This window comes from Nocardioides sp. NPDC101246 (assembly GCF_044767415.1).
Lineage (GTDB): Bacteria > Actinomycetota > Actinomycetes > Propionibacteriales > Nocardioidaceae > Nocardioides.
The window spans coordinates 148236-169417 of sequence record NZ_JBIWNX010000015.1; the positions used below are offsets into that span (position 1 = coordinate 148236).

General features: G+C 69.5%; 15 protein-coding genes. 5 read left to right on the top strand and 10 right to left on the bottom strand.

The window, feature by feature from the left end; genetic code table 11:
- Positions 1-86: 86 nt before the first annotated feature.
- Positions 87-1301: a M15 family metallopeptidase gene (locus ACIRON_RS24885; protein ID WP_402996506.1), complete on the bottom strand. Its 1215-nt coding sequence runs from the start codon at positions 1299-1301 to the stop codon at positions 87-89.
- A 60-nt stretch (positions 1302-1361) separates the two neighbouring features.
- Positions 1362-1934, bottom strand: coding sequence for a TetR/AcrR family transcriptional regulator (locus ACIRON_RS24890; RefSeq protein WP_091043740.1), 573 nt, complete (start codon positions 1932-1934; stop codon positions 1362-1364).
- 112 nt (positions 1935-2046) lie between these two features.
- Between ACIRON_RS24890 and ACIRON_RS24895 the strand changes: the two genes are divergently transcribed.
- Together ACIRON_RS24895 and ACIRON_RS24900 are read left to right on the top strand one after the other, a co-directional pair.
- A complete protein-coding gene (locus tag ACIRON_RS24895) occupies positions 2047-2610 on the top strand; it encodes a TetR/AcrR family transcriptional regulator (RefSeq protein WP_402996508.1) in 564 nt (187 codons plus the stop codon).
- A gap of 20 nt (positions 2611-2630) precedes the next feature.
- Positions 2631-4973: an MMPL family transporter gene (locus tag ACIRON_RS24900; protein ID WP_402996510.1), complete on the top strand. Its 2343-nt coding sequence runs from the start codon at positions 2631-2633 to the stop codon at positions 4971-4973.
- Between the two features lie 68 nt (positions 4974-5041).
- Here the strand turns inward: ACIRON_RS24900 and ACIRON_RS24905 are convergent, their stop codons facing one another.
- Positions 5042-6460, bottom strand: a complete 1419-nt coding sequence (locus ACIRON_RS24905) for a fatty acid desaturase (protein ID WP_402996512.1) — start codon at positions 6458-6460, stop codon at positions 5042-5044.
- 77 nt (positions 6461-6537) lie between these two features.
- On the opposite strand from ACIRON_RS24905, the gene ppgK reads away from it, so the two are divergent.
- Positions 6538-7293 (top strand): polyphosphate--glucose phosphotransferase, encoded by a 756-nt coding sequence (gene ppgK, locus ACIRON_RS24910; protein WP_402996514.1) that lies wholly within the window; start codon positions 6538-6540, stop codon positions 7291-7293.
- 2157 nt (positions 7294-9450) lie between these two features.
- Here ppgK and ACIRON_RS24915 read toward each other — a convergent pair.
- The 4 genes from ACIRON_RS24915 to ACIRON_RS24930 form a co-directional block, all read right to left on the bottom strand.
- Positions 9451-10065, bottom strand: coding sequence for a nitroreductase family protein (locus ACIRON_RS24915; protein WP_091043748.1), 615 nt, complete (start codon positions 10063-10065; stop codon positions 9451-9453).
- A gap of 133 nt (positions 10066-10198) precedes the next feature.
- Positions 10199-11599 carry a Re/Si-specific NAD(P)(+) transhydrogenase subunit beta gene (gene pntB, locus ACIRON_RS24920; protein WP_402996516.1) on the bottom strand — a complete coding sequence of 467 codons (1401 nt, stop codon included), beginning with the start codon at positions 11597-11599 and terminating at the stop codon, positions 10199-10201.
- A 12-nt stretch (positions 11600-11611) separates the two neighbouring features.
- Complete coding sequence (locus ACIRON_RS24925; RefSeq protein WP_402996518.1) at positions 11612-13141, bottom strand: Re/Si-specific NAD(P)(+) transhydrogenase subunit alpha; 1530 nt, start codon at positions 13139-13141, stop codon at positions 11612-11614.
- A gap of 211 nt (positions 13142-13352) precedes the next feature.
- Positions 13353-14348 (bottom strand): DUF2332 domain-containing protein, encoded by a 996-nt coding sequence (locus ACIRON_RS24930; protein ID WP_402996520.1) that lies wholly within the window; start codon positions 14346-14348, stop codon positions 13353-13355.
- A gap of 114 nt (positions 14349-14462) precedes the next feature.
- On the opposite strand from ACIRON_RS24930, the gene ACIRON_RS24935 reads away from it, so the two are divergent.
- On the top strand, positions 14463-15542 hold the full coding sequence (locus tag ACIRON_RS24935) for a citrate synthase (protein ID WP_402996522.1): 1080 nt from the start codon (positions 14463-14465) through the stop codon (positions 15540-15542).
- Positions 15543-15550: 8 nt separating this feature from the next.
- Here the strand turns inward: ACIRON_RS24935 and ACIRON_RS24940 are convergent, their stop codons facing one another.
- Positions 15551-16567 (bottom strand): aldo/keto reductase, encoded by a 1017-nt coding sequence (locus ACIRON_RS24940; protein WP_402996523.1) that lies wholly within the window; start codon positions 16565-16567, stop codon positions 15551-15553.
- Positions 16568-16660: 93 nt separating this feature from the next.
- Here ACIRON_RS24940 and ACIRON_RS24945 point away from each other — a divergent pair, with 93 nt between their 5' ends.
- On the top strand, positions 16661-17524 hold the full coding sequence (locus ACIRON_RS24945; RefSeq protein ID WP_402996524.1) for a helix-turn-helix transcriptional regulator: 864 nt from the start codon (positions 16661-16663) through the stop codon (positions 17522-17524).
- Here ACIRON_RS24945 and ACIRON_RS24950 read toward each other — a convergent pair.
- Complete coding sequence (locus ACIRON_RS24950) at positions 17496-18695, bottom strand: glycosyltransferase (RefSeq protein ID WP_402996525.1); 1200 nt, start codon at positions 18693-18695, stop codon at positions 17496-17498. The two genes, ACIRON_RS24945 and ACIRON_RS24950, sit on opposite strands and share 29 nt — an antisense overlap.
- On the bottom strand, positions 18692-20608 hold the full coding sequence (locus ACIRON_RS24955; protein WP_402996526.1) for an ArnT family glycosyltransferase: 1917 nt from the start codon (positions 20606-20608) through the stop codon (positions 18692-18694). The genes ACIRON_RS24950 and ACIRON_RS24955 overlap by 4 nt, the downstream gene beginning before the upstream one ends.
- Positions 20609-21182 lie beyond the last annotated feature (574 nt).

A 21182-nucleotide genomic window follows, 5' to 3' on the forward strand; every position in this document is an offset into this window, starting at 1 on the left:
GCATCTGCGGGGTTCTTGCGCCGCCTCTGCCCCCAGCCGCTGGAACTTCCATGCACATGCGGGAAAGTCGCCGGCACCGAACAGGATCAGCCCGGTTTGACGATGCGGTTCATCTCGAAGTGCATGGGGTCGGTCCACTTCCAGTTGCCGCCCCAGGTGAAACCCCAGCGCTCGAAGATGGCGACGACGGTGCGGTCCATCTCGCCGACGGTGCCGCGCTGGTTGCCGGCGGTGTTGAGGTCGACGGCGGTGCCGAAGGCGTGGTTGGAGAGCTGGGTGGTGTTGGCGATGAAGCGGGGGTAGTAGCAGCCGGCGTACTGCTTCGGGTCGATCGTCTTGGCCAGGCCGCGGTCGACGACCTCCTGCAGCGCGGCGCGCAGCTGCGGGATCATCACCTTGTTGCAGGTCACCGAGCCGAGGATCGGCACCTGGGCGGTCACGATGTGGGAGCTCACCCAGCTCGAGGCGGGGGTGATGGTGCCGTCGCCGTTGGCCCGGTAGGTGTAGTTGCCGACGGCTTGGGCGACGGTGCCGACGACGTACGCCTTCTGGGGAGCGTTGGGGTCGAGACCCGCGCGGGCGACGACGTCGAGGCGCTGGACCGAGGCGTCCGAGCCGACGACCTTCTGGATCGGCTTGACGACCCGGTTGGGGGCGATGGCGGCGGTGGAGACGATGAGCGCGTTGCCCTTCTCCATGCCCATCTCCTCGCCCCACTTGTGGTTGACGACGGCCGCGGCCAGACCCGGCGGCTGGGGAGCGTAGGCACCGACGTGGACGGAGGCTGCGTCCTTCTTGGAGCCGAGCCTGACGAACCCGTCCTTGTCGGCCGGGAGCTCGTCCTGGCGCTCGGGGTCGATCGCCACCTCACCGCCGGCGACGCGCTGCCAGACCTCGTCGGAGTCGGCGCTCTGGAACGGGGCGAAGTTGCGGTAGGTCGACGGGTCGACGGCGACCACCTTCACCAGCCGTCCCTCGACACTGACCTGGGCCATCGAGATCTGCTCGACCCCGGAGACGCCGTCGAGTCCCCGGATCTTCTTGACGTCGCCGGAGGAGAGGGTGTCCTCGGAGAGGATCAGCAGGTCGGTGGAGTGCAGCGTGCCCTCGCGCTTGCCGGGGATATCGACGGCGTGCGACGGGTCGGCGACGGGGCTCTCGTCCTCCGCGGGCCCGCTGGCGCTGGGGCTGCTGGTCGGCGAGCCCGAGCTGGGCTTCGACGGCTCGCCCGCACAGGCTGCCAGGGTCACCACGAGGACCGCGCCGATCGCCGCGGTCGCTCTCAACGAGACCTTTCGCATCCTTTACCTCCCCGCAGGAAGGTTAGGCGAGGGCTGGTGAGCACCCAACTCACGGGTAACTCAGGCAAGGACGCGCGACAGCAGCCAGGCGATGTCGTCGGCGGTCTCGTCGGGCGACTTGGTGGGCTGCATGACGTGGCTGAGCACGACGCGAACGACCGTCTCGATGGCGACATCCGCCTGGTGGTCGCTCAGCCCGTGGTCGAACCTCTCGATGTGCTCGTGGATGATCTCGGTCGCGTAGCCGAGCAGCCCCTCGCTGTGGCTGGTCAGGTAGGGCAGCAGCTCGGTGTCGGCGCCGTGGGTCGCCGAGACCACCGCGTGCAGCAGCTTGTTGTCCTGGGCACGGTCGAGGACGGCGTACGTCGCCTGGCGGATCGCCGGCAGGAAGTCGTCCTCCTGGTCGAAGGCGGCGCTCACGACGGCGAGGAACTGCTCGAGCTCACGCAGGATCAGCGACTTCGCCAGCGCCGGCTTGGCGCCGATGTCGTTGTAGACCGTCTGCCGGCTGACCCCGCACCGCTCAGCGATGCGCGACATCGTCACGCTCGCCCATCCCGTCTCAGTGGTCATCTCGACGGCAGCGTCGAGGATCCGCTGACGAGTGGTGGTCTCAGGTCTGCCGCTCCCCATGGGCGCCAAGTCTAGTGGCCGTGCGGGGCGGCCACGTGAACCAGCCCACATTGTTTTGCACTCGATACCCCCAGGGTGCAAGAATGCACTCTGTGAGAGAAAGTGCAACGCCGTGAAGCGGCTCGAGGGGACCCCCAAGGCGATCCACCGCGCCGCGCTCGAGCTCACCGAGGAGTTCGGGTACGACGGGTGGACCATGGACCATCTCGCCGACCGCGTCGGCGTCTCGCGACGTACGTTGTTCAACCACGTCCCGGGCAAGATGGACGCCGTCCTCGGACCCGACCACGACCCGGACCCGGCGCTGGTCGCGACGTTCGTCGAGGGCGGGCCGACGGGCGAATTGCGCGCCGATCTCTGCGCCCTGATCCGTACGCTGCTCGAGGCCGACCACATCGACGGCGAGGAGCTCCGGCTCATTCGGCACGTCTTCGTCCGCAACCCGCAGGTGCACGAGGCGGCACACGGCCGTTTCGAGAAGGCCACCCACCACTTCGCCGAGGTGCTCTCCGCGCGCGAGGGCAACAGCATGTCTCCGGAGCTCGCCGGAGTCCTCCTCAAGCTCGTGATCGTCGTCTTCGACGCCGCGCTCGACAGCTATCTCGAGAACCCGTCGGACGGCACCGTCGCCGACCACTTCACCCGGATCTTCGACGACCTCGTCGATCTCTTCTGACCTACTAGGGAGAACCCCTCATGGCCAAGCTGCTCTATCGACTCGGAAAGACCGCCTACCGGCGATGGCCGGTGTTCATCGCCGCCTGGCTGGTCGTGATCATCGGCATCGGCGCGGTGGCGACCACGATGTCCAAGCCCATGTCCACCACCTTCACCATGCCCGGCCTCGAGTCGGTCGAGGCCGCCGAGGAGCTGCCCGAGATCATGGGCACCGAAGGCGGTTCGGTGCTCGACGCCGCCTCGATCGAGGTGGTCGTCGCCGCTCCCGAGGGCGAGACCCTCACGACTCCCGAGAACCAGGCCGCCGTGAACGACCTCGTCACGAAGCTCGCCGCGCTCGATGACGTACCCGACCAGATCTCCTACCTCTGGACCCCGGAGATGGCCGAGGCCGCTGCCCCGGCGACCGCGAAGGCGATGTCGGCCGAGAGTGGCCAGAAGGTGACGACGCAGCAGGCGCTGCAGATGCTGCTCGGTCAGCTCCAGGCCCAGCCGACCCTGTCCGAGGACGGCCGGATCGGGCTCATCTCGACCGAGTTCGAGGACCTCGAGGCGACCGACGTGACTCCTGAGATGCAGAAGGAGGTCACCGACGTCGTCGACGACGCCGCCGAGGCCTCCGGCCTGCAGATCGAGGTGCGCGGCCAGGGCATGCAGGTCATGGAGATCGGCAGCGCCAGCTCGGAGCTGTTCGGCATCATCATCGCCCTGTTCATCCTGCTGATCACCTTCGGCTCGTTCGTGGCCGCCGGCCTCCCGATCATCACCGCCGGCGTCGGCGTCGGCATCGGCACGATGGGCATCACCGCCCTGACCGCGTTCACCGACGTCTCCTCGACCACCCCGATGCTCGCCACGATGATCGGGCTGGCGGTCGGGATCGACTACGCCCTGTTCATCCTCTCGCGCTACCGCAGCGAGCTCGACCACACCGACGACCGCGAGGAAGCGATCGGCATCGCGGTCGGCACCGCCGGCTCGGCGGTCGTCTTCGCCGGCCTGACCGTCGTCATCGCCCTCGCCGCGCTCAGCGTCGTCGGCATCCCGTTCCTGACCGCGATGGGCCTCGGCGCCGCCGTCACCGTCGTGGTCGCGGTCCTGGTCGCGCTCACCCTGCTGCCTGCGATCCTCGGCCTGTTCAAGTCGAAGGCCTTCGGCCTGAACGTACGCCGCTACAACCCGAAGCGTGAGGCCGACGGCCACATCCTCAACAACGGCGTACGTTGGGCCCGGTTCATCGGCAAGGCGCCGATCCTGTGGGTGCTGATCGCCGTCATCGGCCTCGGTTCGCTGGCCATCCCGTTCAAGGACCTGCACCTGGGCATGCCGGGCGACGGCACCGCTCCGGAGGACAGCTCGCGCCGCCAGGCGGTCGAGCTGGTGGAGGAGGGCTTCGGCCCGGGCCGCCTCGACCCGATGATGCTCGTGGTCGACGCCCGCGACATGTCCGGCGACACGGCCGCCAAGCAGAAGGCCTATGCGGAGGTCGCCGACTGGGCCGCCTCGCTGGACGGCGTCGCCAAGGTGGTCCCGCCCTCGGGCAACGACAACGGCGCGGTCATCCTGATCGAGCCGGAGACCACCCCGGAGGACGAGGCGACCGAAGACCTGCTCGCCGAGCTGCGTGACGGCGAGGGCGCGATCGAGGAGGCGACCGGCACCGACCTCGCGGTCACCGGCACCTCGGCGATCATGTCCGACATCTCCGAGAAGCTCAACGACGCGCTGCTGCCCTACCTCGCGATCGTGATCGGCCTGGCGTTCATCCTGCTGATGCTCGTCTTCCGCTCGATCCTGGTGCCGCTGACCGCGACGCTCGGCTTCCTGCTCTCGGTCCTGGCCACCCTCGGAGCCACGGTCGCGATCTTCCAGGAGGGCGCCTTCGGCATCTTCGAGGGCCAGCCGATCGTCAGCTTCATCCCGATCTTCCTGATCGGGCTGGTCTTCGGGCTGGCGATGGACTACCAGGTCTTCCTGGTGACCCGGATCCGCGAGGCCCACGTCCACGGCGCCTCCTACCGCGAGGCCGTGGTCGACGGGTTCCGCAACTCGGCACGCGTCGTCACCGCCGCGGCGCTGATCATGACCGCGGTGTTCTCCGGCTTCATCCTGATGGACGACCCGATCATCAAGTCGATGGGCTTCGCGCTCTCGGCAGCGGTCATCTTCGACGCCTTCGTGGTCCGGATGCTCCTCATCCCGACCCTGATGTACCTGATGAAGGAGAAGGCCTGGTGGCTGCCGAAGTGGCTCGACCGGATCCTCCCCAACGTCGACGTCGAGGGCGAGAGCCTGGAGCGGCACTACCTCTCCGACCGCTACGCCGACGAGAAGCGTGAACCGGAGCTCTCCAAGAGCTGACGGCTCCTGACGAAAAGACAGCCCCCGATCTCGTACGAGGTCGGGGGCTGTCTCCTGTCCGAGGAGGGCTACGAGACGGAGTCCGAGGCGAGAGGCACGAAGTCGACCTTCTCGCGCACGCCACAGTCCGGGCAGCACCAGTCGTCCGGCACGTCCCCCCACGATGTGCCGGCGGCGAACCCTTCGGCCTCGTTGCCCTCCTCCACCCGGTAGGTGTAGCCGCACCCGGGACAGCGGGCCGCCAGCACCTCCTGACCGATGACCTGCGCGACGGTGTCGTCGCCGGCATCGGCACGATCTGCGACCGGCGGCGGATACGCGGCCAGGATCCTGGCCCGCTTGCGCGGCAGGATGTTGGCCCGCGAGATGTCGCCGTCGAAGTGCGCCAGCACCCTGGGGTCCATCACCCGGCGCCAGACCGGCGGCAGGATCGCGATCAGGATCATCCCGGCATAGCCCGTCGGCAGCACCGGGGACTCCTTGTAGTCGCGCAGGGTCTGGTAGCGGCGTACGGGGTTGGCGTGGTGGTCGCTGTGGCGCTGCAGGTGGTAGAGCAGCACGTTGGTGGCGATGTTGTTGGAGTTCCAGGAGTGGCTGGGGTCGACGCGCTCGTAGCGCCGGCCGACCTTCTGTCGCAGCATCCCGTAGTGCTCCATGTAGTTGATCACCTCGAGCAGCGAGAACCCGACGACGGCCTGGATCAGCAGGAACGGGACCACCACCGGCCCGAGCCAGACGATCAGCGCGCCCCAGAGCACCGCGGACATCAGCCAGGCGTTGAGGACGTCGTTGCCGATCCGGAACGGGTGCTGGTCACGGCGGGCGTACCTCTTCTTCTCCAGCCGCCAGGCGCTCTTCAGCGACCCCGAGACCGTGCGGGGCCAGAAGGCGTAGAAGGACTCGCCGACCTTGGCCGAGGCCGGGTCCTCGGGGGTCGCGACGCGGACGTGGTGGCCGCGGTTGTGCTCGATGTAGAAGTGGCCGTAGAAGCTCTGCGCGAGCGCGACCTTGGAGAGCCAGCGCTCGACGTCCTCGCGCTTGTGGCCGAGCTCGTGGGCGGTGTTGATGCCGATCCCGCCGATGCAGCCGACCGAGATCGCCAGCCCGACCCTGTCGATGATGCTCAGCGTGTGGCCGTCCAGGGCGCCGTGGGCGGCGATCGCCATGCCGCCGACGAAGACGGCGTACTGCAGGGGGAGGTAGGAGTAGACGATCCAGCGGTAGTAGCGGTCGTTCTCCAGCGCCTCGATCATGTCGTCGGGCGGGTTGGACTGGTCGAGCCCCGCGAACAGGTCGATCGCCGGGACGACGATGAGGATGATGATCGGCCCGGTCCACAGGAACGCGCCGATGTCGGTGAGATGCCAGCCTCCGATCGCGATGAAGCCGAGAATCGGGACCACCAACCCCAGCAGCCACAGATAGCGCTTCTTGTCGCGCCACCGGTCGGTCGACCCCTCGGGCACGGTGCTGTTGGCGATCTCCATCGTCGTCTCCCTTGACAAATCAGGATGATCTGTCAAGTGTCGTACGTCACGTCACCGGTTGTAAATAGGATGGGCTCATGACGACGAGCCTGCCCTTCGGCATCGACTTCGGCGGCACGGGCATCAAGGGTGCCCCGATCGATCTCGCGACCGGCGAGTTCGCCGAGGAACGCGTACGCATCCCGACCCCCGAGAGATCCACGCCCGAAGCGATCGCCGAGATCTTCGTGGACCTGCTCGCCCAGTTCCCGGACTACGACGGGAAGGTCGGCGTGACCGTCCCCGGCGTCGTACGTCACGGGGTGGTCCACTCCGCGGCCAACATCGACAAGTCCTGGATCGGTGCCGACGCGGACGCGATCTTCACGGCGGCCACCGGCCGGGACGTGCACGTGGTCAACGACGCCGACGCCGCCGGACTGGCCGAGGTCCGCTACGGCGCCGCCCAGGGTCGCCGCGGGCTGGTCATCATGACCACTCTCGGCACCGGTATCGGCTCGGCACTCCTCTACGACGGCATGCTCGTGCCCAACACCGAGCTCGGCCACCTCGAGCTCGACGGCCACGACGCCGAGACCCGCGCCTCCAACGTCGCCCGCAAGCGCGAGGAGCTCTCCTGGAAGCACTGGGCCAAGCGGCTGCAGAAGTACTACCAGCACCTGGAGATGCTCTTCTCCCCCGACCTATTCCTTGTCGGCGGAGGGGTCTCGAAGGAGGCGGCGGAATTCCTGCCGCTGCTCGACCTGGACACCGAGATCATTCCGGCGAAGCTGCTCAACACCGCCGGGGCCGTAGGGGCCGCGCTGTACGCCGAAGAGCTCGCCACCGACTGATCCCGGCGGCGCCGGCGGCGCTGGGGGCATCGGTGGCATCGGGGGCGTCGGCGGAGCCGGGCGGTCCCACGGAGCGCCCGCCTTCTTCGTCTCCTTGACCTGGGCAAGGAAGGCCTTGCGGTTCGCCCGCCGCAGCCGGCGAGCCTCGCGCCGGCCCTTCGCCCACGGGCTGCGGAGCACCCGGAACGCTGCGTACGCCGCACCGGCGAGCACGAGCAGTGCGACCAGACCGGCGACCAGCGCCCAGTCGGCCCGGGCGCGCACCCCGGACGCGGTGGCCGAGGCGTCCTCGAGATGGCCGTCGTCCAGGTCGGCGCGAGCACTGGCCGCGCCCAGGTCGAGGAACAGCACGAGCTCACCGAGCTCGGTCAGCGGGTTCTGCATCCCCTCGACCTCGGCCGTCGCGTCACCGACCTCGGTGACCACCTCGGCGGCGCGGGGAAGCATGGTGGCGAGCTCGCGGTACCGGGACTCGTCGTTCGCGCCCTCGTAGGCGTCCTTGACCGCGGTCGGCACCGGCAGACCGGCCTTCTCGGCCGCCGCCTGGACCGTGGCGGCATCGGCGTTCGCGTCACCGATCTGCCCCACGACACCGTCCACGTCCTCGAAGCTCCACTCGGCCATGACGCTGCGGAGCCCCCGCGGCGGCAGCCACTCGCCGTTGACACGGTCGATCTCGGCGTACGTCTTGCGGGCCTTGGCCCTCGGCTCGAGCTGCTTGGCCTCGGCGCGGGTGAGCACCCAGTTCTTCAGCGGCTTCTCCGGGGAGCCGTCGGTGTCGTACTTCTGCACGATGTCGAGGAAGAAGCGCCAGTCGACCGGACCGCTGGTGATCTGGTCATCGGCGGCGTCGTAACCGCTGCGGCCGTCGTAGACGTCGTCGACCACACGGGTCAGCTCCTCGTCGGAGAGGTCCGCGAGCATGGCCGAGACGGCCGTGTAGGCAGCCGGATAGCCGTACGCGTCCTTCTCCTGGCTCCACCCGGCGGCATCCCAGGTCAGCAGAGGGAACGCGGCCTTGCCGCGACGCTTCACCTTGCCGTACTTCTGTCCCTTGGCACCGACCTTCTTCGTCGCATGCTGGGCGATGACCTCGGTCAGGCCTTCGCTCAGCCAGCGGCCCTCGACGATGTCGGGGTTGATCCAGGCGTGGGTCATCTCGTGGTAGAGGATCGCCGTGTCCAGGTCCTCGGAGACGACGATCTCATCGGCGTCGGAGTCGAACCAGGCGTAGCCGACCGCTTCCGACGACCCGTCCTCACGAACCGTCTCCAGTCCACCCGGCCACTCGTTTCCGGTCAGGTCCTCCAGCAGCGGCATGCCCTCGGTGACCCGCTTCTCGGCAAAGTCGAGCCACTCCTTGTCCTCGGGGAAGCTCTGCAGCGACAGCTTCGTGTCACCGACCTCGATCTTCTTCTCGTCGAAGGCCTTCGGGTCGCGGGCAGAGACGTCGGCGTCGACGAAGTCGCCTTCGGAGTGCCAGGTCGTCGTGTTGCCCTTGGTCCGCTTGTCGAAGTCGCCCGAGGAGGCGGTGAACGTCATCGACTTCGGGAGCACGACGTCGACGGTCACCTCCCCGTCGTCACCGAGGCCGATCACGGGGAAGACGGCGTACCCCTCGCCGATCCGGATGTGGTTCTTCTTCGCCCGGATCGGGGCACCCTTCAGCTCGTAGGTCCAGGTGATGGTGCGCGACTTGCCGTAGTAGAGGTTCGGGAAGGACACCGTCACCACCTCGAGAGGGGTGCCATCGATCTTCTCGGTGCTCACCGGCAGCTTCGTCCCGTTGCTGGTCGCTCTGACCTTCTTCGCCCCAGCCGGGATCGGGATCGCGTGGCCGGTCAGGAAGTAGTAGGTGGTGGCCGTGCTCGGCTGCTGGTTGGTGACCGTGACCTCGGCCTTGACCTTGACGGTGCGGGCCTTCTCGTCGAGCACATAGCGGGTGCGGGAGGACTCGCCGACACCGTCGTCGGGCGCCGCGACGGCGACCGGAGCGGTCATCACCAGCCCAGCACCGAGCACCCCCAGCACGAGCAGACCTGCCGCGACGCGCCGGAACCGACCTGCTCCCTGACCGTTCTTCACCCAGGAACCTTAGACCGATGCCCCGATGGGTACGTCCTTTTTATGGCCTTCTGGGATGCAGGGCCCGGGGCATCACGCCCAGGGCGTGCCCCATTTGTCGGCGAAAGCCGTCTCCTCGAGCGGCCGCCGGACACGCTCGCGCTCCTCCCGCTCGGCATCGTGCGGATCGACCTGGGCCGGGTCGCCATGGAGTCCGACCGCGATCCCGGTCATCACCTTCCACCAGTCCGGTACGCCGAAGGCCGCTGCCACGGCATCGTGGTCGAACCCGGCGAACTGGTGGGAGGAGAGGCCGAGCGAGGCGGCCTGGACGGTCAGGTGCGCCGCGGCCTGGCCGAGGTCGTAGTGGGAGTAGTCCGACCACTTCGGGCCGTTGCCGTCGGGGCCCACACCGACCTGGGCGATCGCGACGAACACGGCCGAGGCGCGTGGGACCCAGCCGGAGTTGCCGCGCGAGAGGTGGGACACGAAGGTCTCGTGGCCTGCCGATCCCCGGGGCAGGACCAGGAACGACCACGGCTGACTGTTGCCCGCGCTCGGCGCCCACCGGGCCGCCTCGAGGAGCAGCCTGATCTCGGCGTCGGCAAGCTCGTGGGCCGGGTCGAAGACGCTCACCGACCAGCGGTCACGCAGGTGCTCGGTCAGATCCTCGGCGCCGGGCTGGGGCGCGCGCTTCGCGGCAGTCATGCCCCTATTCTGCAATGTCTACCGACTTGGACGACAAACTGTCTCACAGGTTCCAGAGCACGAGCGAGTGAGCCGGAGATGACGACGGGCTGGCGACGTACAGGATCCTGTACGTCACCAGCCCGTCGATCGGTCAGGCAGGCACCCGGGCGAGGGCGCTGACGATCTCGTCGACCTTGGTCTTGGCGTCGCCGAAGAGCATCTGCGTGTTCTCCCGGAAGAAGAGCGGGTTCTGCACACCGGCATAGCCCGCGGCCATGGACCGCTTGAAGACGACCACGTTCTTGGCCTCCCAGACCCGCAGGACGGGCATGCCCGCGATGGGCGAGGTGGGGTCCTCGGCGGCGGCCGGGTTCACGGTGTCGTTGGCACCGATGACCAGGACGACGTCGGTCTCGGCCAGGTCGTCGTTGACCTCGTCCATCTCCAGGACGATGTCGTAGGGCACCTTGGCCTCGGCCAGCAGCACGTTCATGTGGCCCGGGAGACGGCCGGCGACGGGGTGGATACCGAAACGTACGTCCACGCCCTTGTCCCGCAGGATGCGGGTGAGCTCGGCGACCGGGTACTGCGCCTGGGCGACGGCCATGCCGTAGCCCGGGGTGATCACGACCGAGGAGGCGCCGGCGAGGAGCTCGGCGGTGTCCTCGGCGTTGATCTCGCGGTGCTCGCCGTAGTCGACGTCACCGGACGGCCCGGCATCGATGCCGAACCCGCCGGCGATGACCGAGATGAACGAGCGGTTCATCGCCTTGCACATGATGTAGGAGAGGTACGCACCCGAGGAGCCGACCAGGGCGCCGGTGACGATCAGCAGGTCGTTGCTCAGGAGGAAGCCCGAGGCGGCCGCGGCCCATCCGGAGTAGCTGTTGAGCATCGAGACCACGACCGGCATGTCACCGCCACCGATGGAGGCGACCAGGTGCCAGCCGAGCGCCAGCGCCACGACGGTGACCGCGATCAGCAGCGGGAGCGTCGGGTTGATGACGTACACGACCGTCAGGATCACGAAGACGACCAGGGCGCCGATGTTGATGACGTTCTTGCCGGGCAGCATCAGCGGCGCCGACTTCATCCGCGCGGAGAGCTTGAGGAAGGCGACGATCGAGCCGGTGAAGGTGACCGCACCGATGAAGACACCGATGAAGACCTCGGCCGAGTGGATGGCTCCACCGTGGACGTGGCCGGCGGCGGCCTCGAGGTGGCCGTTCCAGCCGATCAGGACGGCGGCCAGACCGACGAAGGAGTGCAGCAGCGCGATCAGCTCGGGCATGCCGGTCATCTCGACGACCTTGGCACGCCACAGGCCGATGACGGCGCCGATGGCGACGGCGGCGACCAGGACGATCACCGCAGTGGCGGTGCCGCCGTCGACGACCTGGATGACGGTCGCGACCAGCGCCAGCGTCATGCCTGCTACGCCGTAGAGCCAGCCCTGGGAGGCGGTCTCGTGCTTGGACAGCCCCGCCAGCGACAGGATGAAGAGGAGGGCGGCGACGAGGTAGGCCGCACCGGCGATCGAGAAGATATCCATGATGTGCGTACCTCAGGCCTTCCGGAACATCGAGAGCATGCGGCGGGTCACGGCGAAGCCACCGAAGATGTTGATGCTCGCCAGCAGCGTGGCGATGCCCGCGAGGACGAGCACCACGTTGTCAGCGACGGTGAGCTGCAGCAGGGCGCCCACGACGACGATGCCGGAGATCGCGTTGGTCACCGACATCAGCGGGGTGTGCAGCGCGTGGTGCACATGGCCGATCACGTAGAACCCGATCACCACGGACAGCGTGAGCACCGTGAAGTGCCGGGTGATCTCGGCCGGGGCGACCGCGTTGAGCAGGAAGAGCGCGAGCGCACCGGTGCCGACCAGCGCGAGCTTGGCGCCGGCGGAGAGCGGCTTCTTCTCCTCCTTGACCGCGACCTCGGCGGGCGCGGCGACGGCCGGAGCCGCGGAGACCTGCACCGGCGGGGGCGGCCAGAGCACGCCACCGTCGTGCACGACGGTCAGGCCGCGCTGGACCTGGTCCTCGAGATCGAGGGCGAGCACGCCATCCTTCTCGGGCGTCACCAGCTTCATCAGGTTCACCAGGTTGGTGCCGTAGAGCTGGCTGGACTGCGCGGGAAGGCGCGCGGGCAGGTCGGTGTAGCCGATGATCGTGACGCCGTTGGGCGTGATGACGACCTCGTCCTTGACGGTGCCCTCCACGTTGCCGCCCATCGCGGCCGCCATGTCGACGATGACCGAGCCGGACTTCATGGAGGCCACGTCCGCCGCGGTGATCAGCTTCGGCGCCGGACGGCCCGGGATCAGCGCGGTCGTCACGATGATGTCGACGTCCTCGGCCTGCTCGGAGTAGATCTCCGCGGCGCGCTGGTCGTAGGCCTCCGAGGTCGCCTTCGCGTAGCCGTCGGTCGACTTCTCGACCTCGACCTCCACCTTCAGGTATTCACCGCCGAGCGACTTGACCTGGTCGGCGACCTCCGGGCGAGGGTCGGTCGCCCGCACGATCGCGCCCAGCGAGCTCGCCGCACCGATGGCGGCCAGACCGGCCACACCGGCACCGGCCACCAGCACCTTCGCCGGTGGCACCTTGCCCGCCGCGGTCACCTGGCCGGTGAAGAAGCGGCCGAAGTGGTGAGCCGCCTCGACCACGGCGCGGTAGCCCGCGATGTTGGCCTGGCTGGAGAGGATGTCCATGGACTGGGCGCGCGAGATGCGCGGCACCGCGTCCATCGCGAAGGCGTCGACCTTGCGGGCGGCCAGGGCGTCGAGGAGCTCGGCGCTCTGTGCCGGTGCCAGCGGGGCGACCAGGGTGGCGCCGCTCTTCAGCAGCTCGACCTCGCCGACGGAGGGCGCGTTGACCCGGAAGACCAGGTCAGCACCCCACGCGTCGGCGTCGGTGCCGATGCGGCCGCCTGCCTCGGCGTACGCCTCGTCCTTGAAGCTGGACGCCTCGCCGGCTCCACCCTCGATGACGACGTCATAGCCCAGACCGGTCAGTTGTTTGACGGTCGCGGGGGTGGCCGCCACCCGGGTCTCCCCGGGCTTCGTCTCTCGGGTCACTCCGATGAGCATCCTCGACTCCTTGGTCTAGCAGCGCAGTGTCTTCAGTCTCCAGCATGGTGGGATCCCGGTCAGCCGATCAGCGCGTGACCGATTCATGACCGGCACCGGTCCGGAACCCCACCGTGCTGGTTACCGGCCGGTAACGGTAGGGCAGATCAGCAGGTGGACACCAGGGTTGGCCGGTTGTATCGGTCCAAGACATGTGGTCTTCCTCACGGTCTCACGGTGAGACCCACTCGAGCGCCGAGCCGTGGCCCTGGAACCAGGCGACAGCGCGTCCGTCGACGGCCAGGCAGAAGCGATGACCGGGGTGAGGGACGGTGGGCGAGGACGCGGTGGCGGCGAGCGAAGGGATCACGCTCGGGCCCTCGAGGCTGATCCAGTGGCACGTTCCGGCCGCCACCAACGTACGCATCCGGGTCTCGAGGCGGCGGCGGTCGCTGTCCTCGAGGTAGGCGACCGCCGCACTGTGGTGGACCACCGGCGTCCCACCGGAGGCGGCGGCGATCTCGAGCGCATCGTCGAGCCGGTCGAGCATGTCGCCGGCAAGGAGCTGCGGCGGTTCGGCCCTGGCCACCTCGATCGCCGCGGAGAGTCGGTCGCGCCGCTCGTCCTGGCCCGGCCAGATCAGGGCGAGGAGCCAGGCCATGTCGTCCTCGTCGGCGACGTCGAGCGGGTTGAGGTCGATCCCGACGCGGGTGGCGATGCGGAGCGGTCCCGCGGGGATCGGGACGGGTCCGACCGCAGGGATCCGGAGCGTCGGTCCTCCCGACCCACGGAGCTCGCCCGCGCCCGTCCAGACGTAGTCGTAGCGATCCGGGTAGAGGCACAGGCCCGCGCTGGCTCCGAGCTCGACGAGCGCGAGGGGCTCCTCGCCGAGCATCGCCAGCGCCGGGGCCAGGGCGGTCATCCGGGCGACCTCGTTGGTCTGGGTACGCCGCTCGAGGATCGTCTCGCGCACCGCCGGCCACTCGGGTCCGAGCAGCAGCGCCCGCAGGTCCGCGTACGGACCCGGCTCCAGACCGTGCCAGCGGGCCGCCGCGAAGACAAGGTTGGCCTGCTGCTTCAGGGTGGGCAGCTCGCCCAGCACGCGGAGGGCCTCGGGGTCTTCGGCGACGCCTTCCGCCCAGGCCTGGAAGCACGGCGAGGTCGACATCTCGACGGCGTGGAGCCGATAGCTCCCTCGGATGTCGGTGAGGTCGTTGAGCGGCAGCATGGCGTCTCCTCCGGGATCGGGTCGAGAGCCCACCGTGCCCCGCCGGACTCGGGCGACGCGATGTCGATCGAGTCGACATGGCGCCGGAGCCGATGCGTGGGCGAGAGTGTCGTCGTGACCGAATGGATCACCACCAGAGAAGCCGCTCAGCGGCTGGGCGTGAAGCGCACGACGCTCTACACCTATGTCAGCCGGCGCCTGCTCACCCGGCGTCGCGCCGGTGGCGAGAGCCTGTTCGATCGGGCCGAGATCGACGCGCTGGCCAGCACGCGTCACCATCCCGGCTCCCCGCTCGGCGTGCTGCCGATGCGTTCGGTCCGCTCGAGCGTGAGCGAGGTACGCGAGGGAGAGCTGTTCCTGCGCGGCGTACCGCTGGCCGACCTGGCCGACGAGCCGTGGGACGAAGTGGTCGAACTCGTCCTGGGGCCGGCTCCTGAGATCACCGTCGACGTGCCGGAGCACCTGACCCTGCTACCGCTCAACCGCCGGCTCCCCGCCCTCGCCCAGTGGGCGGGGTCGCACGGCGATCGGGTCGAGCCCGCCGCCGCTGCCGGCGTCGCCAAGGGGCTGCTCGGCGCCGTCCCGGTCGCTCTCGGTGGCCGGGCGGAGCCGGGCCGGCCGGTCCCCGACACGGTCTTCGCCGCCGTCGCCGGACGCCCGGGGAGTCCACGTGAGGTGGCCACCCTCAACACCACGCTGGTCGCACTCCTCGACCACGGCCTGGCGGCCTCGGTGGTCGCGGCCAGGGTCGCGGCCTCGGCCCGGGCCTCGGCGCACGACTGCCTGGTTGCCGGGTACGCCGCGCTCTCCGGGCAACTGCACGGCGGCATCGGCCCGTCCGCAATCACGGTGCTGCGGGACGGCCCGCCGGCAGACCCGAGGCGCCCGGTGACCGGCTTCGGGCACTGGCGCCACCCCGACGGCGACCCGCGGGCCGATGCGGTCCTCGCCCGTCTCGCGCTCGTCGACGGCTCCGCGTCGCCCCTGGCGCATCTGGGCGAGATCGCCTCCCGCACCGGCCGCCTGCCGAGCATCGACGGGGCGCTCGCGGCGTTCGTCGTCACCTGCGAGCTGCCCGATACCGCCGCGGAGGTGTTCTTCCAGGTCGGTCGTACGGTCGGCCTCGCCGCGCACGTCGTCGAGGAGTCCGAGGAGGATCCGCTGCGCTGGCGCGCGACGGATCCCGCCGGCTGACCGGCCCGTCAGCCGGCGGCCGGGCGCTCACTGTCGAGCTGTCCCATGAACTGGGTCGGGTAGCGGTCGCCGCGGGCGGCGCCGACGGGCACGGCGGCGTCGATCCGGGCCAGGTCGGCCTCGTCGAGGGTGACGGCGTTGGCACCGACCATCGACTCGACCTGGCTGACCCGGCGGGAGCCGATGACGGGGACGATGTGCTCTCCGCGGGCGGCGACCCAGGCGATCGCGAGCTGGGCCAGGGTGATGCCCTTGGCCGTGGCGAGCTCCTCCAGGGTGACGAGCAGGGCGCGGTTGTGGTCGAGGTTGTCGCCCTGGAAGCGCGGCATGTGCGCGAGGGAGCCGCCGAGCGCACCGCTTCCGCCGATCAGCCCACGGCCGAGGACGCTGTACGCGGTGATGCCGATGCCCAGCTCGCGGCAGGTGTCGAGGATGCCGTTGGTCTCGATCCCCCGGCTGAGCAGGGAGTACTCGATCTGGAGGTCGCTGATCGGGGCCACCGCGGCGGCGCGCCGGATGGTGTCGGCGCTGACCTCGCTGAGTCCGATGTGGCGTACGTATCCCGCCTCCACCAGCTCCTGGACCGCGCCGACCGTCTCCTCGATCGGGACCTGCGGGTCGACGCGGGCAGGTCGGTAGATGTCGATGTGGTCGGTGCCGAGCCGCTGGAGGGAGTAGGTCAGGAAGGACCGGACCGCCTCGGGGCGGCCGTCGAAGCCGACCGGCATCCCGGCAGGCGTGATCAGCGCGCCGAACTTCACCGAGAGCACCGCGTCGTCGCGGTCACGCTCGCGCAGCGCCCGGGCGATCAGCATCTCGTTGTGGCCGGCGCCGTAGAAGTCGCCGGTGTCGATCAGGGTGCCGCCGGCGTCGAGATAGGCGTGGATGACGCGTACGCCCTCGTCGTCGTCGACAGCGCCGTAGACGCCGGAGAGACTCATCCCACCCAGCGCGGGGGAGGTGACGGTGGGGCCGGTCTTGCCGAGCTGCCGGCTGCTGAACTGGATCCTGTTGGAAGTCGTCATGCGATCCAGCGTGCGGCGTGCGGCGTGCGCCCGGAAGGCACTGCAGATCCGGGGAGAGCCTCTCCCTGGATAACCGGGCACGACCGACGGATCATGGAGCGTGTGATCGACCGCCATGAGCTCGCCGACTTCCTGCGCCGACGCCGGGAGCTGCTCCGGCCCTCCGATGTCGGCCTCCCGGACGGGTTGCGGCGGCGTACGCCCGGACTCCGTCGGGAGGAGGTCGCCTCGCTCGCCGGCGTCTCGACCGACCACTACACCCGGCTGGAGCAGGCGCGTGGGTCTGCGCCGTCGGAGTCGGTGCTCTCCGCGATCGCACGGGCGCTGCAGTGCGATCTCGACGAGCGCGACCATCTCTTCTACCTCGCCGGGATGACACCGCCCGCCCGGCGTGCCGGCGGCTACGTCCGGCCGGGGCTGATCGCGCTGGCCCGCAGGCTGACCGACATCCCCGTCATCATCTGCACCGACACCGGCGAGATCGCGTGGCGCAACCAGCTCGCCACCGCCCTGATGCCGCCCCTGCCCGACCGACCCGGCCGCGGTCGCAACGTCGTGTGGCACTGGTTCACCGCGCCCGACCTGCGGCCCGCACCGCCCGAGGACTGGGACCGGCTCTCCGCCAACCACGTGATGGATCTGCGTGCGACGTACGCCCGCAGGGCCGGCGATCCCGACATCACCTCGCTCGTGCACGACCTGCTCGAGGCGAGCGAGGAGTTCCGGGGGCTGTGGGAGCGGCACGAGGTAGCGGTGCGGCGGGCCGACCTGAAGACGTTCCGCCATCCGGAGGTCGGCGAAGTCACCGTACGCTGCGAGGTGCTGCTCACCGAGGAGGCCGAGGTGAAGCTGCTCGCCTACTTCCCGGCCGAGGGCACCGATGCCGCCGAGAAGCTCGAGCTGCTCCGCGTCATCGGCACCCAGCGGCTCACGAGCGAGGGCTCATCACCCACCTGAGCGCGATGAAGCGGATCAGCGTGGCCGCGGCGTTGGCGGCCACCAGGGCCACGATCTCGACCGCCCGGGCCGGGGTGGGCGCGGCGAGGTGGAGGAGCGCGAGCGATCCCGAGGTCAGCGCGAGCCCGACCCCGAAGGCGGCCAGCCCGGCCACGTGATGCTTGACCGCGCCCTGTCGCACGGTGATCCCGAAGGTCAGCCGGCGGTTGGCCGCGGTGTTGGCGACCGCGGTCACCAGGAGCGCGACCAGGTTCGCCGCCTGCGCGCCGACGGTGGTGCGGAGCAGGACGTAGAGGAGCAGGTACGCCAGCGTGCTCAACACCCCGATCGCGCCGAACCGGATCACCTGAGCCGCCAGGCTCGGGCTCCGGACGGGCCCGGGAGGGCGTACGCCGCTGAGGTCGATCCGCCCGCTGACCAGCCCGAACAGCAGTCTCCTGATGCCGGCCAGGTCCTCCTTGACGGTCTTGACGATGTCCACGCGCGAGTCCGGGTCGTCGACCCAGTCCACCGGCACCTCGTGCACGCGCAGCCCGGCCTCGGAGGCCAGGACGAGCAGCTCGGTGTCGAAGAACCAGCTGTCGTCCTCGACCAGCGGCAGCAGCTTCTCGGCCACGTCGCGGCGGATCGCCTTGAAGCCGCACTGGGCATCGGTGAACTCCGCGGAGAGGACGCCGCGCAGCAGCAGGTTGTAGCCCTTGGACAGGAAGTCCCGCTTCGGACCCCGCTCGATCCGGCTGCCACGGGCCAGCCGCGACCCGATCGCGACATCGGAGTGGCCCGAGACCAGCGGGGCGAGCAGTGGCGGCAGGGCACGCAGGTCGGTGGAGAGATCGACGTCCATGTAGCCGACCACCTCCGCCCGGGACGTGGACCAGGCGGCCTTGAGCGCTCTTCCCCGGCCCTTCTCGTCGAGATGGATCGCACGGACCCGGGTGATCTCGGTCGCGAGCCGCTCCGCGATCTCCCAGGTGTCGTCGGTGCTGGCGTTGTCGGCGATCGTGATCGTCGTGGAGTAGGGCAGTGTGCGCAGGTAGCCGTCGAGGTGGCGTACGGACTCCTCCAGGCCCTTCTCCTCGTTGTGGACCGGGATCACCAGGTCGATCGCCGTCAGCAGCCGCTTCTCGTCGACCACCCACATCCCGCTGGAGAGTGCCGTTCCCGCGGTCATTCCGCCTCCTCGGTCAGGTCGTAGACCGTGGAGCTGCCGATCGTGGTCTGGGTGAAGTTCTCCGTCACCCAGGCGCTGATCTCGGAGGCGCTGGAGGTCTCGTCGCTGGTGCCGCCTCTCATGCCGCCCATCCCGCCGCCGGCGATGAAGTAGTGGATCTCGCCGTTGGCGACGTACTCCTGGAACTGCTCGAGCGTGATGCTGTTCGAGGTGCCGTTGAAGCCGCCGATCGCCATCACGGCCTCGCCGGTCTCGAGCTGGAGGCCGGCCGCGGTCTGGGAGCCGATCGTCGCGGCCACCCAGGTGTAGTTGCCGGCGTTCGTGCTCACCGCCTCGGCGAGCTCCTCGTCGACCTCGCCGCCGCCCATCATTCCGCCGCGACCACCGCCGGGACCGCCACCGTTGCCGCCACCGTTCCCGCCGGGCATCTGCGGGGCCTGGCCGGTGGTGCCGCCTGTGGTTCCGCCGGGCATCTGGCCGGTCGGCGGGGTGCCGTTCTGGACCTGACCGCCTGGACCGCCGCCGGCACCACCGGGACGACCACCGCCCATCCCGCCCATGCCGCCGCCCTCGTACGGCCCGGCCGTCACGATCGAGCCGGTGTGAGCGGTGCCGATCGTCTGGATCGCGTACGCCGCGGGCCCGACACCCAGGGTGACGGCTGCCGCCGCGAGGACCGCCGCCGCGGCTCGGCGGGTGAGCCTGTCCGCGAAGACGAAGGCGGCAGCAACGCCGAGACCGATGATCAGGACGGGCCAGCGCAGCGCCCCGTACGGCTGCTCGCCCGACTGCCCGAGCAGCACCCAGCCCCACACGGCGCTGCCGGCCATCGCGACCGCCAGGGTGATCCGGGCGAAGAGGCCGTCCCGGTCGCGCCACATGATCATGGCGCCGACGACCGCGGTGATGGCGATCCACGGGGCCAGAGCGACCACGTAGTAGTCGTGGTAGATGCCCTCCATGAAGGAGAAGACCATGCCGGTGACGAGCATCGTGGCCCCGCTGAGCATCAGGGCGGCACGGGTCAGGTCCGTACGCGGCGCCCGGCGCAGCGCGATCAGTCCGGTGACGAGGAAGAGCAGTGCCGCGGGGAGCAGCCAGGAGACCATCCCGCCGGAGACGCCCTGGAAGAGGCGCAGGATCCCGGCGGCGCTGGAGAAGCCTGCGTTGCCGAGGCCGCCGTAGTCGCCGCCGTTGAGCCGGCCGACCCCGTTGTAGCCGAGGGTCAGCTCGAGGAGCGAGTTGCCGGTCGAGCCGTCGATGTAGGGGCGCCAGGACTCCGGGATGAGCTCGACGATCGCGATGTACCAGCCGGCACTCACGACCATGGCGACGAAGCAGGCGATGCCGTGCGCCATCCTCCTGCCGAACGAGCCCTTGCCGGCGATCAGGTAGACGACCGCGATCGCCGGGATGATCAGGAACGCCTGCAGCATCTTGGTCAGGAACCCGAAACCGAGCAGCGCACCGGCCAGCACCATCCACCGCGCCTTGCCGGTCTCGATCGCCTTGAGCGTCGAGAACCCGGCACTCACCAGCAGCAGGAGCAGCAGCGCGTCCGGGTTGTTGAACCGGAACATCAGTGCCGCCGCCGGGGTCAGCGCCGTGAACGCTCCCGCCGCGATCGCCGCCTGCCACGGCGCGACCTTCTTCACCATCGCGTGGACGAGGCCGACCGTGGCCACGCCCATCAGGGCCTGCGGAACCAGGATGCTCCACGAGGACAGCCCGAAGAGGCGTACGGACAGGCCCATCACCCACAGCGACGCCGGCGGCTTGTCCACCGTGATCGAGCTGCTCGCATCGAGCGCCCCGAAGAACCACGCCTTCCAGCTCTCACCGCCGGCCTGTGCGGCGGCGGAGTAATACTGGTTGGCGTATCCGGACTCGGACAGCGTCCACAGGTACGCCACGGCTGTGATCGTCAGCAGAATGATCAGCGACGCGCGCTCCGGGCGCCATCGTGGTTTCGCCGCCGGTGTCGGCTCTGGCGCCGATCTCGCCGTGGGAGGGTCGATGAGTTGGGTCATGCTGACCACGGTCGAGCGCGGGTCTGTGCGAGCCTTTCGGTGAGGCTGTGAGCGTCCTATGTGGTTCGCTTCACATCTCGAGGCCCTCGCTGGTCGAGGCCCTCGCTGGTCGAGGCCCTCGCTGGTCGAGGCCCTCGCTGGTCGAGCCCCTCGCTGGTCGAGCCCCTCGCTGGTCGAGCCCCTCGCTGATCGACCCGCCGCCCCCGCTGGTCGAGCCGCGAGCGCCAGCGAGCGTGTCGAGACCAACACGGTCAGGTTCGGGGTCTGGTCGGGGTGTTTCGACCTTGTTGAGTTCGTTCTGGCGGTTGTCGGGGACTGTTTCTTCGGGGGGCCGGGGGCCGCCGACCCTTGCTTTGAGGGTGTTCTCGATCTGGGCCGGCGTCAAGGACGCCCTTCGGGCGCCGGCTTCGCCGGCCGCTTCGCGGTCCTGGACTCCGGACCAGATCGAGAAAAGATT

Coding starts and splice junctions, on each gene's coding strand:
- ACIRON_RS24885 (WP_402996506.1), bottom strand. CDS start 1,301: ATGCGAAAGGTCTCGTTGAGAGCGACCGCGGCGATCGGCGCGGTCCTC.
- ACIRON_RS24890 (WP_091043740.1), bottom strand. CDS start 1,934: ATGGGGAGCGGCAGACCTGAGACCACCACTCGTCAGCGGATCCTCGAC.
- ACIRON_RS24900 (WP_402996510.1), top strand. CDS start 2,631: ATGGCCAAGCTGCTCTATCGACTCGGAAAGACCGCCTACCGGCGATGG.
- ACIRON_RS24905 (WP_402996512.1), bottom strand. CDS start 6,460: ATGGAGATCGCCAACAGCACCGTGCCCGAGGGGTCGACCGACCGGTGG.
- ppgK (WP_402996514.1), top strand. CDS start 6,538: ATGACGACGAGCCTGCCCTTCGGCATCGACTTCGGCGGCACGGGCATC.
- ACIRON_RS24915 (WP_091043748.1), bottom strand. CDS start 10,065: ATGACTGCCGCGAAGCGCGCGCCCCAGCCCGGCGCCGAGGATCTGACC.
- pntB (WP_402996516.1), bottom strand. CDS start 11,599: ATGGATATCTTCTCGATCGCCGGTGCGGCCTACCTCGTCGCCGCCCTC.
- ACIRON_RS24925 (WP_402996518.1), bottom strand. CDS start 13,141: ATGCTCATCGGAGTGACCCGAGAGACGAAGCCCGGGGAGACCCGGGTG.
- ACIRON_RS24930 (WP_402996520.1), bottom strand. CDS start 14,348: ATGCTGCCGCTCAACGACCTCACCGACATCCGAGGGAGCTATCGGCTC.
- ACIRON_RS24940 (WP_402996523.1), bottom strand. CDS start 16,567: ATGACGACTTCCAACAGGATCCAGTTCAGCAGCCGGCAGCTCGGCAAG.
- ACIRON_RS24945 (WP_402996524.1), top strand. CDS start 16,661: ATGGAGCGTGTGATCGACCGCCATGAGCTCGCCGACTTCCTGCGCCGA.
- ACIRON_RS24950 (WP_402996525.1), bottom strand. CDS start 18,695: ATGACCGCGGGAACGGCACTCTCCAGCGGGATGTGGGTGGTCGACGAG.